The sequence below is a fragment of the Slackia piriformis YIT 12062 genome, from assembly GCF_000296445.1.
Lineage (GTDB): Bacteria > Actinomycetota > Coriobacteriia > Coriobacteriales > Eggerthellaceae > Slackia > Slackia piriformis.
In genome coordinates, this window is record NZ_JH815198.1 from 460,873 (window position 1) to 475,631 (window position 14,759).

General features: G+C 60.9%; 11 protein-coding genes. 7 read left to right on the plus strand and 4 right to left on the minus strand.

The features are described 5' to 3' along the window. Position 1 precedes the first annotated feature (1 nt). The 5 genes from HMPREF9451_RS02065 (at position 2) to HMPREF9451_RS02085 (ending at position 5,605) form a co-directional block, all read left to right on the plus strand. Complete coding sequence (locus HMPREF9451_RS02065; protein ID WP_009138639.1) at positions 2-535, plus strand: fumarate hydratase C-terminal domain-containing protein; 534 nt, start codon at positions 2-4, stop codon at positions 533-535. Then, positions 525-1,451: a dTMP kinase gene (tmk, locus tag HMPREF9451_RS02070; protein WP_009138640.1), complete on the plus strand. Its 927-nt coding sequence runs from the start codon at positions 525-527 to the stop codon at positions 1,449-1,451. Before HMPREF9451_RS02065 ends, tmk begins: the two co-directional genes overlap by 11 nt. Continuing rightward, complete coding sequence (locus tag HMPREF9451_RS02075) at positions 1,451-2,581, plus strand: DNA polymerase III subunit (protein WP_009138641.1); 1,131 nt, start codon at positions 1,451-1,453, stop codon at positions 2,579-2,581. Before tmk ends, HMPREF9451_RS02075 begins: the two co-directional genes overlap by 1 nt. Then, positions 2,574-3,953 carry a PSP1 domain-containing protein gene (locus HMPREF9451_RS02080; protein ID WP_009138642.1) on the plus strand — a complete coding sequence of 460 codons (1,380 nt, stop codon included), beginning with the start codon at positions 2,574-2,576 and terminating at the stop codon, positions 3,951-3,953. The genes HMPREF9451_RS02075 and HMPREF9451_RS02080 overlap by 8 nt, the downstream gene beginning before the upstream one ends. Positions 3,954-4,072: 119 nt before the next feature. Beyond that, positions 4,073-5,605 carry a nicotinate phosphoribosyltransferase gene (locus tag HMPREF9451_RS02085; RefSeq protein ID WP_009138643.1) on the plus strand — a complete coding sequence of 511 codons (1,533 nt, stop codon included), beginning with the start codon at positions 4,073-4,075 and terminating at the stop codon, positions 5,603-5,605. Between the two features lie 164 nt (positions 5,606-5,769). Here the strand turns inward: HMPREF9451_RS02085 and purC are convergent, their stop codons facing one another. From purC to HMPREF9451_RS02105, 4 genes are read right to left on the minus strand one after another with little or no spacing between them, the layout of a single operon-like run. Continuing rightward, a complete protein-coding gene (purC, locus tag HMPREF9451_RS02090) occupies positions 5,770-6,486 on the minus strand; it encodes a phosphoribosylaminoimidazolesuccinocarboxamide synthase (RefSeq protein WP_009138644.1) in 717 nt (238 codons plus the stop codon). After that, a complete protein-coding gene (gene purF / locus HMPREF9451_RS02095; RefSeq protein WP_009138645.1) occupies positions 6,483-7,904 on the minus strand; it encodes an amidophosphoribosyltransferase in 1,422 nt (473 codons plus the stop codon). Before purF ends, purC begins: the two co-directional genes overlap by 4 nt. After that, entirely contained in the window at positions 7,901-9,520 is a 1,620-nt protein-coding gene (locus HMPREF9451_RS02100) for a CTP synthase (RefSeq protein WP_009138646.1), read from the minus strand. Before HMPREF9451_RS02100 ends, purF begins: the two co-directional genes overlap by 4 nt. An 8-nt stretch (positions 9,521-9,528) precedes the next feature. Continuing rightward, complete coding sequence (locus HMPREF9451_RS02105; RefSeq protein WP_009138647.1) at positions 9,529-11,622, minus strand: glutamine synthetase III family protein; 2,094 nt, start codon at positions 11,620-11,622, stop codon at positions 9,529-9,531. Positions 11,623-12,091: 469 nt separating this feature from the next. Between HMPREF9451_RS02105 and HMPREF9451_RS02110 the strand changes: the two genes are divergently transcribed. Both HMPREF9451_RS02110 and HMPREF9451_RS02115 read left to right on the plus strand, forming a co-directional pair. Continuing rightward, the gene (locus tag HMPREF9451_RS02110; RefSeq protein ID WP_009138648.1) at positions 12,092-13,195 is read left to right on the plus strand and encodes a class II glutamine amidotransferase; all 1,104 of its coding nucleotides are present in this window, start codon (positions 12,092-12,094) and stop codon (positions 13,193-13,195) included. Continuing rightward, the gene (locus HMPREF9451_RS02115) at positions 13,185-14,693 is read left to right on the plus strand and encodes a glutamate synthase-related protein (protein WP_009138649.1); all 1,509 of its coding nucleotides are present in this window, start codon (positions 13,185-13,187) and stop codon (positions 14,691-14,693) included. The genes HMPREF9451_RS02110 and HMPREF9451_RS02115 overlap by 11 nt, the downstream gene beginning before the upstream one ends. Positions 14,694-14,759: the final 66 nt, after the last annotated feature.

The following is a 14,759-nucleotide window of genomic DNA, read 5'->3' on the forward strand; positions in this document are numbered from 1 at the left end:
GATGGCAACACCCAGGAATTTGTCTTTGCCGCTCGATAGGGAAGAGCTCAAGACGCTGCGCGCGGGCGATGCGTGCCTGCTTTCCGGCGAGATGTTCATGCTGCGCGATGCGGGGCATATCCGCCTGGTCGCCGAACTTGAAGAACAGGGGTCTCTTCCTTACGGGCTCGATGGCGCGACTATTTTCTACGCCGGCCCTTCGCCCGCCGCGGCAGGTCGTCCGTTCGGGGCAGTCGGTCCCACCACGGCCTCTCGCATGGATTTCGCGGCGCCGCGTCTGCATCGTGCCGGCGTTGTGGCGACGATCGGGAAAGGCGTGAGAAGCGCCGAGGTCGCTCGGGCCTGTCAAGAGACCGGCTCGGTGTACTTCGTGGCAACGGGTGGCGCGGCGGCATTGCTGGCGCAGTGCGTCATTGCCGGGCATGTTGTTGCCTACGACGATCTCGGTACGGAAGCTTTACGCCGTATAGAGGTTTGTGACCTGCCTGTATTCGTGGGAATCGATACTCAAGGAGACTGCATATATGACTGCTGAGACCACGGGCTGCCTCCGAAAAGCGGCCGTTTCGCCTACGGAGGCAGCCTCGGACATGCATGAACTATACGGTGTATATAATGATATTTCCGCTCATGGCGCAGGCTGTTCATGCAATGCGGCAAAGCAGCAGGGGCAAGACGGGGAATACGCCGAGGACGCGTCCGACCCGGTGCATCGCGGCGTGTTCGTCACCTTCGAAGGAGGCGAAGGGGCGGGAAAGACCACGCATATATCGATCCTTGCCGAAGTGCTCGAGTCCCTGGGGCGAGAGGTTGTCAGGCTGCGCGAGCCGGGTGGCACTTCGATCGGGGAGAGCCTTCGCTCCATCGTGCTCGATCCCTCCAACAAGGCGATGTGCGATGAATGCGAGCTTCTTATCTATGAAGCGGCGCGTGCCCAGATAGTCCACGAGGTGATCGCCCCGTCGCTTGATCGAGGCGCTGTCGTGCTGTGCGATCGCTTCTACGATTCCACGGTGGCCTACCAAGGCGGTGGGCGCGGCATGGACGCGCTTTTCATCGATCGGGCGAACGCCTTCGCATGCCAGGGCGTCCGTCCCGACCGCACGATTTTGCTCGTGCCGCCAAGCGTTGAAGACGGCCTTGATAGGGCCGTCCAGTTCGGCCAGGCCGACCGCCTCGAATCGGAGAGTGCGCGTTTTCACGAGCGCGTGCGCGCAGCGTTTGCCACGTTGTCTCGCAACGACTCGCAGCGCGTCCGCACGGTCGAATCCGCCTCTGCGATATCGGATACGGCGCGAGCCGTCTTCTGCGAGCTGCGCGACCTCTTTCCGTTCGAGGCCTTTCTTCGCGACGAGACGTTCTTCAAGCGGTTCGACGCGTACGCAGGCCGAGGCGAAAAAGCCATCTTTGGCGGGGGCTGCGCGTCTTTTTCCGATAAGGAGGTGCGCTGATGTCCGATGCGTTCGACGGCATTATCGGCCAGCCGAAGGTGCGCGAGTTTCTTCGTTCGTGCGTGTCGTCCGACCGCGTGAGCCATGCGTATCTGTTTTGCGGGCCTGCGGGATCGAACAAAACCCAGGCCGCCTATGCGTTTGCGCGCGCTATCCTCTGCGAAGGCGATCCGTGCGCGGATTGTGAAGGCTGCACGTCTCAGGCGTGTCGTCACATCGTGCGTAAAGCCCATCCCGACGTGCACTACCTTGCGCCGGAGGGCGCGCAGGGCTACGTGGTCGATCAGATACGCGACGTCATGGCCGATACGCTGCTGGCCCCCATCCAGGCGAAGCGCAAGGTGTACATCATCGACCGCGTCGATCTTTTGGGGACCGCCGCCGCAAACGCGTTTCTCAAAACGCTCGAGGAGCCTCCATCGGATGTGGTGCTTATCCTGCTCGGCCGTACGCGCGAAAGCGTGCTTCCCACCATCGTATCGCGCTGTCAGGTGGTTCCTTTTCGCCATATACCGGCAAGCGAGGCTGCGGGAATTCTCGTTCAAAACACGGGATGCACGCTGCCCGAAGCCTCCATTGCCATCGAGGCGTGCGGCGGATCTATCACCAAGGCGGCGGATTTTCTTCGTTCCAAGGAGCGTGCTCGGTTGCGGCTGACCATGACGCAGGCGCTTGCATCGCTTGCTCGCGCCGACGACCTTGACGTGCTCGGCTACGCCGCAGAAATCGTTCTCGCATCGAAAGCTCCGCTCGACCAGGTTCGTCGAGAACAGGAGCGCGTCTTGGATGAGCGGTCGGAGTTCTTGCAGAAGTCGGCTCTGAAAACGCTCGAAACGCGCCATAAACGCGCTTTGTCGCAAGCGAGCTTCGAGCTTTTGCGTCAGATGACGAGCGTGGCGAAATCGTGGCTGAGGGATGTGGAGATGATCTGCTCGGGCGCCGAGCGCCTCGTGATAAACGTGGACTGTCTCGACGCGCTTCGCGATTGCGCAGAGCGCACCGATCTTGCGCGGGTTTGCCGTGCTTTGATGCGCGTGCAAGCGGCCGACGAGGCCATCTCGTATAATGTCTCCCCGCAAGTGAGCATCGAAGCTATGCTTTTTGAGATAAGAGAGGAACTGTATGCCTAATGTTGCTGCGGTCAGGCTTACCTATAATCCCAAGGTTTTGTGGTTTGATCCAAACGGGGTCGAATTTCGTGCGGGCGATGCGCTCATCGTACGCACCGAACGTGGACTGGAATACGGTATAGCCGACGAAGACCTGAAAGAGGTCGACAAGAAGGCCATCGAGAACCTGAAGTGCGCGCTGAAGCCGGTGGAGCGCAAGGCCACCGTCGAAGACCAGCTTGCCTGGAAGGAAATGCAGGCAAAAGCCGAAGAAGCGCTTCCGGTGTTCAAGCAGATGGTTGCCGAACAGAAGCTCGACATGCATCCGGTGACGGTCGAGTTCCTCTTCGATGGGGACAAGGCCGTCTTCTACTTTGAAGCGGAAGACCGCGTTGACTTCAGAGAGCTCGTTCGCGTTCTGGCGGCGCGCTTTCACGTGCGTATCGACATGCGCCAGATTGGCGTGCGCGACGAGGCTCGCATCGTGGGCGGTTTGGGCCACTGCGGCCAGGAACTGTGCTGCAAGCGTCTCGGCGGCGAGTTCAATCCCGTTTCCATTCGCATGGCCAAAGACCAGGACCTGTCTTTGAATCCCCAGAAGATTTCCGGCGTCTGCGGACGCTTGATGTGCTGTTTGCGCTACGAGGCCGACACGTATAAGGAATTCAAGACGCGCTGCCCGAAAATGAACTCCATGGTGTCCACCCCCGAAGGGGATGCCAAGGTCATCGAGGTCAACGTGCCGCGCGAGACGGTCACCATCATGGCGGGCGACAAGCGCGTGAAGATTCCCGTTTCCGAGATGGACATAGACAAGAAGACGGGCAAGCCGGGCATCGTTCCTCGCGATGTGTACGAAGAGTGCGTCAACGGCGACCGGACGCCCTCGGCATCGGTCGAGACCTTGATAACGCCCATGTTCACTGGGACCGACAAGCTCGCCGAAAAACCCTCCGCCCGTCGTTCATCGTCGCGTAAGTCCGACGCGGATGCGGCGGAGAAGAAAAAGTCGTCTTCGTCCCGCCGTCGCCGTCGTTCGGGTCGCGGTCGTGGCGCGGAAGGGTCTTCCGTTTCCGCCGATCGCCCTCGCCAGCAGCGTTCCGGCTCCCAGAAGCGCGAAGGTACGAAGAATTCTTCGCAGCAGCCGAAAAACCAGCAGCGCAGCGCTTCGAAGCCGCAGCGTTCGCAGGGGGCTGCAGATAAGCAGAAGACCCGCTCTGCGGCTCGTCCTGGGCAGCGCTCCTCGAGCCTTTCCGATACGCGGGATTCCCAGCAGCGTCGCAACGTCGCCGACCGCTCGTCTTCATCGAATCGTCCCGCCTCAAGCGAGCACCGCAAATCGCGCCGTCGCAGCCATAAGGCCCAAGGCGGAGAGGCTCGTCAAGACAATTAGTCTTCAAGGCTGTCGTATGATCTCATGCGGCAGCCTTTTCGTCAGGATACGTTGCGCCTCCCCAACGGAGGCGGCTTGCCTTCGCCGATTGCGGCAAGGCGATATGAGGGAAGGCTTGCATGATGCTTGAAGATGCCGTTTTGGGGACGCAGGATGCGCCATCGGGCGAATTGCCTCGTCGGACGCTCGCGTATGCGCTTTTGACCGATTTGTATCAGCTCACGATGGCGCAAGGATACTGGGCTAACGGAAAACTGGACGAAGAAGCGTGCTTTCACATGTTCTTCCGCGAAAACCCCTTCAAAGGGGGCTTTGCCATAGCGTGCGGAGCCGCGCAGCTTGCGGAGATGATAGACGGCTTCGCGTTTTCCGACGAAGACGTCGCCTATCTCGGATCTTTGCAGGCTCCGGGCGGGGGTCCGCTGTTTGACGAGGGGTTCCTCGCGTATCTACGCGAGATGCGGCTGACGCTTGACGTGGACGCGGTGCGTGAAGGCACGGTGGTTTTTCCCATGGAACCCATTGTGCGCGTCACAGGTCCCATCCTGCAGTGCCAGCTGCTCGAGACGGCTCTTCTGTGCTGCATGAATTTCCAGACGCTCATCGCGACGAAGGCGGCGCGCGTCTGTCTTGCCGCCCAAGCCCCGGTGGCGGAGTTCGGTCTTCGTCGTGCCCAGGGAGCAGGCGGCGCGCTGTGGGCGAGCCGCGCTGCGGTGGTGGGGGGCTGCGCTTCCACGTCGAACGTGCTCGCGGGCAAAATGTTCGATATCCCGGTCTCCGGCACGCATGCCCATTCGTGGGTCATGGCGTTCGATAGCGAGATAGAAGCATTTCGCGCCTATGCGAAGACGTTTCCTAAGAATTGCATCCTGCTCGTGGACACTTACGACGTCAAGCAGGGCATCGAGCATGCGATCGAGGTCGGTCTGGAGATGCGCGCTCAGGGGGAGAGGCTTGCTGGCATACGCATCGATTCGGGAGACCTCGCCTGGCTTGCTCGCTACGCCCGCGAGCGCCTTGATGCCGCGGGTCTTGTCGATTGCGGCATCGTCCTTTCCAACGATCTGGACGAATACACCATCAAGTCCATTCGCGATCAAGGAGCCGACGTTATGTCGTGGGGCGTCGGCACGAAGCTCGCCTGCGCCTACGACCAGCCTTCCCTGGGCGGGGTCTACAAGCTCTCGGCAACGCGCGTTGCCGGCTGCAAGGCGTGGTCCAACAGATTGAAGGTGTCCGAACAGTCCTCCAAGCTCACGCTTCCCGGCGTGCTGGACGTGCGTCGCTATTCTTTCGCGGACGGCCGCATCGCGGGCGATATGGTCTTTGACGTGAATGAACCGGTGGATGGGGAAGGCGCGATCATCGATCCGGCGGACATCCTTCGTCAGAAAAAACTCGCGGGGTACGCTTTCGAGACGCTTTTGCATCCGCTTGCGCGTCGCGGCGTTTCCGTTCTTTCGGACGAAGAACGCTCGGCGCTCGCCGCCCGAGAAAGGACGGCCGCCGGCATTTCTCGTCTCGACGAATCGCAGAAGCGCTTCCTCAATCCTCATTCCTATCCGGTGGGGCTTGAGGCGGGGCTGTGGCATCGTCGCGCCTCGATGGCCGCCGCACTGCGCGAATCGGGGCGCGCTGACGGATTGCGCTAGGCCCTTATCGAGCGGCGCCGCAGACGCAGATCCGATGCTCGGTGAACAGGTCCGCGGCCCTTCGACGCAAAGCGGCGCCGCAGGCCTGGCGGTCGGCGGCGCCGTTCGAAAAACAGGCGATAAGCAAGAAGAAAAACTCCACGAGGGGTTTGCGGGTCGAAGACTTAAAGGCCCAGACGGCGGGCAACTTCCTCGTAGGCTTCTTTTACATTGCCCAGATTGCGGCGGAAGCGGTCTTTATCCAGCTTTTCACCGCTTGCCGCATCCCAGATGCGGCAGGTGTCGGGAGACACCTCGTCGGCGAGGATGATCGAATCTTTGAAGCGTCCGAACTCGAGCTTGAAATCGACGAGCGTAAGCTTGTGCTCCAGGAAAAAGCCGCTGAGGGCCTTGTCGATTTCCAGGGCAAGCTCCACGATGCGATCGAGCTCGGATTCGTCGACCAGTTCCAAAGCAAGCGCGTCGTGGCCCGAAACCATCGGGTCGTCGAGTTCGTCGTCTTTCAGATGGAACTCGATCGCCGGTCTGGAAAGGGGCTGTCCCTCCGTCATGCCGAGGCGCTTCGAAAAGCTTCCTGCCGCGATATTGCGCACCACCACTTCGAGAGGAATCATCTCGGCATGCCTCACCACGGCGTTTCGCTCGTCTATCTCGTTTACGAAATGGGTCGGGATGCCCTGGTCGTTCAAGAAGGCGAAGATGCGATTGGAGATGCGGTTGTTCAAAAGGCCCTTGCCTTCGATGGTCTCCTTGCGCTTTCCGTTCAGCGCCGTGGCGTCGTCTTTGTATTCGATGACCAGTTCGTCGGGCGCATCGGTCGTCCATACCTTTTTCGCCTTGCCTTCGTAGAGCATTTCTTTTTTTGCCGGGGTTTTCATCATCGGTTTTTCTCTCCTAGCTTGGTTTCGAAACGGTTTTTCTTCGTGTTGGCGGGGATGGGGGTGGGGTAGTTCCCGTCGAAGCATGCGCGGCAGCATCCCTTGCCGCCCGTGATCGCGTCAAGCGATTCTATGGGGAGGTAGCCGAGCGAATCGGCTCCTATGATCTGCGCGATTTCTTCTGCGGTACGCCCGCGCGCGACCAGGTTCTCCTCGGAATCGACGTCGGTTCCGTAATAGCACGCGTGCAGGAAAGGCGGCGCCGAGATGCGCAGGTGCACTTCGGCGGCTCCCGCTTCCCGCAAGAGGGCGACGATGCGTGCGCTCGTGGTTCCGCGGACGATCGAGTCGTCGACGAGCACGATGCGCTTGCCGCGCACGGTCTCGGCGATAGCGCTCAGCTTGATGCGTACCTTGTCGAGGCGTTCGTCCTGCGACGGCGCGATAAAGGTTCGTCCTACGTATTTGTTCTTGATGAGTCCCATGCGGTAGGCGATGCCCGATTCCTCGCTGTATCCCAACGCGGCGTCGAGCCCCGAGTCGGGGACGCCCACGACGACGTCGGCTTCGACCGGATGCGTCCTTGCCAGGATACGTCCCGACTCGACGCGGGCCGAATGCACGGAAACGCCGTCGATGACCGAATCGGGACGGGCGAAGTAGATGTGCTCGAACGAGCATATCGTCAGCGGTTTGGTCTTACAGCGCCTGCGGTCGCTTTTCACGCCGTTTGGCCCGAAGATGACGATTTCGCCCGGTTCGACATCGCGCACGAACGTCGCGCCGACGGCGCAAAGGGCGCAGCTTTCGGAGGCGACGATGCAGGTGCCGTCGGGCGTTTGGCCGATGCAGAGCGGATGGAATCCTCGCGGGTCTCGGGCACAGACGAGCTTCTGGGCCGACATGACGATGAGGGAGTACGCGCCTTCGAGGGAACCCATGGTGCGTGCGAGCGCTTCTTCGATGGAGGGCGCGCTCAGCCGTTCGCGCGTGACGAGGTAGGCGATCGTCTCCGTGTCGCTCGTTGTATGAAAGATCGCGCCGCTCAGCTCGAGTTCGTCGCGCAGCGCATCGGCGTTGCTGAGGTTGCCGTTGTGCGCTATGGCCATGCTGCCTTTCTGATGGTTCACCTCAAGCGGTTGGCAGTTACTTCGGTTGCCGGCCCCGGTGGTGGCGTAGCGGACGTGGCCGACGGCGATGCTGCACGGCGGGAATGCCTTGAGGACCTCGGCGGAAAAGACGTCCCCTACAAGCCCCAGGTCTTTATGCGAGACGAAGACCCCGTCGTCGTTGCAGACTATGCCGCAGCTTTCCTGGCCTCGGTGTTGCAGCGCGTGCAGTCCGTAGCAGACCGTGTTGGCGGCATCTATCGGCCGAGGCGAAAACAGGCCGAATACGCCGCATTCTTCATGGATGCTCATTCGTTTCCTCCTTGTGAGCGCTCGAGCGCTGCGCGGACGAGGCCCACGAACAGCGGATGCGGGCGATTGGGGCGACTCTTGAATTCGGGGTGGAATTGTACGCCGACGTAGAACGGATGGTCGGGCACTTCGACAGCTTCAACGAGATTTCCATCGGGGGAGGTGCCGCTTATGACAAGGCCTGCCTGCTGCAGATGCGCACGCCATTCGTTGGAGAACTCGTAGCGATGGCGGTGCCGTTCGCTGATTTCTTTCGCGTCATAGCAGCGTCGCATCGTGGTGTCTGGTTCGATAACGCAGGGATATGCGCCCAGGCGCAACGTGCCGCCCTTGTCGATTGCATCGCTTTGGCCCGACATGAAGTCGATGACCTTGAAAGGCGACGTGCCGTCGAATTCCGCCGAGTTCGCGTTGACGAGCCCCGCGACATTGCGTGCGAATTCGATAACGGCCACCTGCATGCCGAGGCAGATGCCAAGGAACGGGACGGCGTTTTTCCGAGCGAAGCAGGCGGCCGCAATCATGCCTTCCACGCCTCGTTCCCCGAAGCCGCCGGGGACGATCACCGCGTCGACGTCTGCCAAGGCCTCTTCGGCGCACGTTTCGAGCTGCTCGGAATCGAACCAGGAAAGCTCGACGTTCGTTCCGCATTCGACGCCGGCGTGCTTGACCGCCTCGACCACGGAAAGGTAGGCGTCATGCAGCTCGGTATATTTGCCGACGATGCCGATGCGGACCGAGCGCTTATTCGCTCTGCTCTTCCTGCTCTTGTCTATCATCGCCCCCCACTCGTCGAGGTCGGGCTTCGGCGCATCGATGCCGAGCTCGCGGCACACGACGTCGGAAAGCCCCTCGCGCTCGAGCATAAGGGGTGCCTCGTAGAGGTCGGGCAGCGTGAGGTTTTCGATCACACAGTCTCGCTTGACGTTGCAGAACAGGGATATCTTGCCGAATATCCCCTCGTCGAGGGGGCGGTCGCAGCGCAGGACGATGATGTCGGGGCTGACGCCTAAGCCGCGCAGCTCCTTGACCGAGTGCTGGGTCGGCTTCGATTTATGCTCGCCCGATCCGCTGAGGTACGGCACGAGCGTCACATGGATGAACAGACTGTCTTGCGGGTCTTCCTCGAGGGATATCTGGCGAACGGCTTCGATGAAAGGCTGCGATTCGATGTCTCCTATCGTGCCTCCGATCTCGGTGATGACGACGTCGGCGTCGGTCTTGCGGGCCGCGTTGCGGACGAATTCCTTGATTTCGTTGGTGACATGGGGGATGACCTGCACCGTTGACCCGAGATACTCGCCGCGACGCTCTTTGTTCAAAACGTTCCAGTACACCTTGCCCGCCGTCAGGTTCGAGTATCTGTTCAGGTTCTCGTCTATGAATCGCTCGTAATGGCCGAGGTCGAGGTCGGTTTCGGAGCCGTCCTCGGTGACGAAGACTTCGCCGTGCTGATACGGGCTCATAGTTCCCGGATCCACGTTGATGTAGGGGTCGAGCTTTTGTGCCGTCACTTTGAGCCCCCGTGCTTTGAGCAGGCGTCCGAGGGCGGCGGCGGTGATGCCTTTGCCGAGGCCCGACACCACGCCGCCGGTAACGAAGATGTATTTCGTCATGTTCGCTCCTACTGCACGCTGAAGAGCAGGTCGCCGTATACGGGGAAGGGCCAGAATTTCTTGGACACCACGGTTTCGGCTTCGTCGCAGACGCTGCGCAGGTCGCTCATGGCCGGAATCACGCTGTCGCGGATCATGGTCGACTGGGCGATGACATCCGAAGACCCGTCCAAGGCCGACACGGCCGCATCGAGGTCGTCCGTGCGGCGCTCGATTTCATCGAGCAGCTCGGAGAGGCGCATGACGACCTTCGTCTCGTAGGCGCAGGCGCTTGCCGGACAGACTCCTTTTTTCGCCGAGCAGGTTTCGGCGAGTTCGCGCGAATAGGAGGCGACGGCCGGCTCTATCTGGGTGCGCGCCATGAACGACATCGTGTCGGCTTCTATGCGGACGCTCTTGCAGTAGTTGTCGAGCATGATCTCGGTGCGGGACTCGAGCTCCGCCTTGGAAAAGACCCCGTGGGAGGTGAGCATTCGGACGTTTTTCTCATCGAGCAGATGCGGCATGGCGTCGGGGGTGGTGGGATAGTTCGAAAGCCCCCGCTTCTGCGCCTCTTCGATCCATGCGTCGTCGTAGCCGTTTCCGTTGAAGATGATGCGCTTGTGGTTCTTGATGGTCTTGCGAATCATCTCGTGCAGGGTCGTTTCGAAGTCTTCGGCCCGCTCGAGCCTGTCGGCATATATACGCAGGCTTTCCGCGACGGCGCTGTTCAGCATGATGTTCGCGCAGGCAATGCTGTCGGAGGAGCCGAGCATGCGGAATTCGAACTTGTTGCCGGTAAAGGCGAAGGGGCTGGTTCGGTTGCGGTCGGTGGTGTCGCGGCTGAACTTCGGCAGCACGTCGACGCCGAGCTTCATGAGGGTGTCGCGAGATTCCTGATAGGGCTTGTTCTTTTCGATGGCGTCGAGGATGCCGGAAAGCTCGTCTCCGACGAAGATGGACATGACTGCCGGAGGGGCCTCGTTCGCTCCGAGTCGGTGGTCGTTGCCCGCGGTGGACACCGAAAGGCGCAAGAGGTCCTGGTAGTCGTCGACCGCCTTGATCACGGCGCAGAGGAAAAGCAAGAACTGGGCGTTTTCGTACGGGGTCTTTCCGGGGGAGAGAAGGTTTGCTCCCGTGTCGGTTCCGATGGACCAATTGTTGTGCTTGCCGCTACCGTTGACGCCGGCGAATGGCTTTTCGTGCAGCAGGCAGACCATGCCGTGCTTCAGGGCGACCTTCTGCATGATCTCCATGGTCAGCTGGTTGTTGTCGGTCGCCACGTTCACGGTGGTGAAGATGGGCGCGAGCTCGTGCTGCGCCGGCGCCACCTCGTTATGCTCGGTCTTCGCCAGGATTCCGAGCTTCCACAGCTCGCGGTTCAAGTCCTGCATGTACGAGGCCACGCGGGGCTTGATAACGCCGAAGTAGTGGTCTTCCATCTCCTGGCCTTTGGGGGAGCGGGCGCCGAAGAGGGTTCGGCCCGTGAAGCGCAGGTCGTATCGTTGGTCGAACAGCTCCTTGTCTATTAGGAAGTACTCCTGCTCGGGCCCGACGTAGGCGCGTACACATTTTGCTTCGGTATTGCCGAAAAGACGAAGGATGCGCAGAGCCTGGGCGTTCAGCGCGGCCGCAGAGCGCAGAAGCGGCGTCTTTTTGTCGAGAGCTTCTCCGCAGTACGAGCAAAACGCCGTGGGGATGCACAGCGTGTTTCCTTTGATGAATGCGGGCGACGTGGGATCCCATGCCGTATAGCCGCGCGCCTCAAAGGTGGCGCGCAGGCCGCCCGAGGGAAACGAAGATGCGTCGGGTTCGCCTTTCACGAGCTCTTTGCTGGAGAACTCCATGATGGCCCCTCCGTCAGGAGACGGGGCGATGAAGCCGTCGTGCTTCTCGGCGGTTATTCCGGTCAGCGGCTGGAACCAGTGGGTGTAGTGGGTCGCGCCTTTCGAGAGGGCCCAGTCCTTCATGGCCGCGGCAACGGCGTTGGCCACGCCTTCGTCGAGCTGCGCGCCTTCGTCGATTGTCTTTCGCAGGGATTTGTAGACATCGGCCGAAAGCGTCGCCTTCATGCATTTGTCATCGAAGACCATGCTTCCGAAATACTCAGGCACCGACTTCATTGCTGCATCCTTTCTTTGTGGCCGAAGCGCTCTGGGCTAGCGAGCAGGATGATGAGCCTGCAGGCCGAACGGGCGATGGTCGGCCGGCCGTATTCAACGGATGCACACTATAGGTTCGACAAGGGCTTTTCCGCCTGTACGAGGCAAGCATTTTTCAAAGTTGAATCACGGTCGAAACATGTTCGAAAACTGCAGGACCGCTCTGTGTCCTTCTCGTTACGAGCATGCTTCGACTGTGAAAACAACCGCGTTTTTCGTCGTGGGCGAATCTGTCGAATACGAAAATGCCGCCAGTGCACGCAAGCGGGGCGGTCGCGCTGCCATTCGGGCCGCGCTGCTTGCGATCGCGTCCGCGCTGTACGTTTGCGGCATGGGCGCTGTTCGGCGAATCGGCCCGCGCCGCAGCTCTCGTCCATCTTGGCGCGGGATTGTGGGGCACGCTCGATTCGTTCTGGCAGAGAGGAGCGGCATGGAAAAAGAAGGAAACATCCGCATCCCTTCCGGATGCGCTATAGCGGCGGCCATCTCAAGGGAGGGTCGCCGATTTTCGGGGGGCAGGCTCATCGACGCCATGCGCCCCATGCACGATCGCTCGAACGGTCTCGGCGGCGGATTCGCGGGGTACGGCATCTATCCCGAATACCGCGATTTCTACGCCCTGCATATGTTCTTCGACGACCGAAGCGCCCGCAAATCGTTCGAGGCGTATCTGAAAGAGCGCTTCGAGATTGTGGAGTCGCAGCGTATGCCTACAAGAACCATTCCGCAGATTTCCGACGAACCGGTCATCTGGCGCTATTTCGTCGACCCCTTGCGCTCCCTGCTTGCCTCGATGCAGCTTGACGAGCGCGAGTTCGTGGCCCGCATGGTCATGGACGTGAACGCGAACATGCCGGGATGCTACGTTTTCTCGAGCGGCAAGAACATGGGCGTGTTCAAGGCGGTCGGCTACCCCGAGGACGTAGGCGAATTCTACAGGATCGACGAATACCGTGGCTATTCATGGACCGCTCATGGGCGCTATCCCACCAACACGCCGGGATGGTGGGGCGGCGCGCATCCGTTCTCGCTGCTCGACTTTTCCGTGGTGCACAACGGGGAAATATCGTCTTACGACGCCAATCGTCGTTTCATAGAGATGTTTGGGTACCAGTGCACGCTGCAGACGGACACCGAGGTCATCACCTACCTTTTCGACTACCTGGTTCGAAAGAAAGGGCTCGTTCTCGAGGAGGCGGCCGCGGTGGTCGCCGCCCCGTTCTGGGAAGCTATCGAATCCGATCGCGATGCCGAGCGCGGGAGGCTCGCGGCGTATCTGCGCACCGTGTTTCCGAGCCTGCTGGTGACGGGGCCGTTTTCCATCGTGGTCGGATTCGACGGGGGACTCATGGCTCTCAACGACCGATTGAAGCTTCGTTCGATGGCGGTGGGGGAGAAAGGCGACATGGCCTACATCGCAAGCGAAGAGGCGGCCATCCGCGCAATGGAGCCGACGGCCGAAAACATCTGGGCTCCTGCCGGCGGACAGCCGGTGGTGTTCACGGTTCGAAAGGAGAGCCCTTATGGGAATTGATTACTCGTATCCTCTCTTCGAGGTGGTTCGCAACGAATCTCGCTGCACGAACTGTCGCGTATGCGAGAAGCAGTGCGCAAACGGGGTTCATCGTTTTTCCGAGCAGAGTGCGACGATGGAATGCGACGAGCGGCTGTGCGTGAACTGCCAGCGATGCGCGGCTTTCTGCCCCGAGGACGCATTGAGAATCTATCGGGCTCCCGAAGGCCTACGCGCGGGCGGTGCCAACTGGCCGTCTTCCTTGATGGAGGAGACGTACAAACAGGCGGCGACAGGCGGTGTGCTTCTTTCCTCCATGGGCTCGCCCGCTGCGCAGCCAGTATATTGGGACAAGCTCTTGGTTAACGCCTCGCAGGTCACCAATCCTCCCATCGATCCTTTGCGCGAACCCATGGAGACGCGCGTGTCGCTGGGGCGCACGCCACGTTCCATAAAGCGCGACGATCAGGGTAGGATTGTATGCGAAATGCCCCCTCACGTGACGCTTTCCATGCCGGTGATGTTTTCTGCCATGAGCTATGGCGCCATCAGCTACAACGCCCACGAAGCGCTGGCGCGGGCGGCCGAAGAGCTGGGAATCCTTTATAACACCGGAGAAGGCGGGCTGCATCAGGGCCTGTATCGCTACGGTTCGAACACGATGGTGCAGGTCGCCTCCGGACGCTTCGGCGTGTACGAGGGGTATCTCAAGGCCGGCGTCGCCATTGAGATCAAGATGGGCCAGGGCGCCAAGCCGGGAATCGGGGGACACTTGCCGGGCGCGAAAATCGTGGGCGACGTGTCGAGGACCAGGATGGTTCCCGAAGGCTCGGACGCCATATCTCCGGCGCCTCATCACGACATCTATTCCATCGAAGACCTCAGGCAGCTGGTGTATTCGCTTAAGGAGGCGACGGATTACGAGAAGCCGGTCTTCGTCAAGGTCGCGGCGGTGCATAATATCGCCGCCATCGCAAGCGGCATCGCGCGCAGCGGCGCGGACGGCATCGTCATCGACGGTTTTCGCGGCGGGACCGGCGCGGCTCCCACGAGGATTCGCGACAACGTGGGCATTCCCATCGAGCTCGCACTTGCTTCGGTCGACCAGCGTCTTCGTGACGAAGGCATTCGCAACGAAGTGTCCCTGATTGTGAGCGGAAGCATTCGTAGCTCTGCAGACGTCGTCAAAGCCGTCGCTCTGGGGGCTGACGCATGCGGGGTCGCCACGACCCCGCTGCTTGCTTTGGGCTGTCATCTGTGCCGAGCCTGCAGGACGGGCGTGTGCAACTGGGGCATCGCCACGCAGGACCCCTCCTTGGAAAAGAGGTTGAATCCTGACCGGGGAGCGCAGCGGCTGGTGAACCTCATGCGCGCCTGGCAGCGCGAGATTATGGAATTCATGGGGGCGATGGGCATCAACTCCATCGAGGCGTTGCGCGGCAATCGTCTCATGCTGCGCGGCGTGGGGCTCAGCAGTCGCGAGCTTGCCATACTTGGCGTGGCTCATGCGGGAGAGTAGCGGGCTTTCGTCGCATTTCAGCAATCGCGTCTCGCGTGCGGCGGGGCGCTTTGCGTGCTGGGGCGC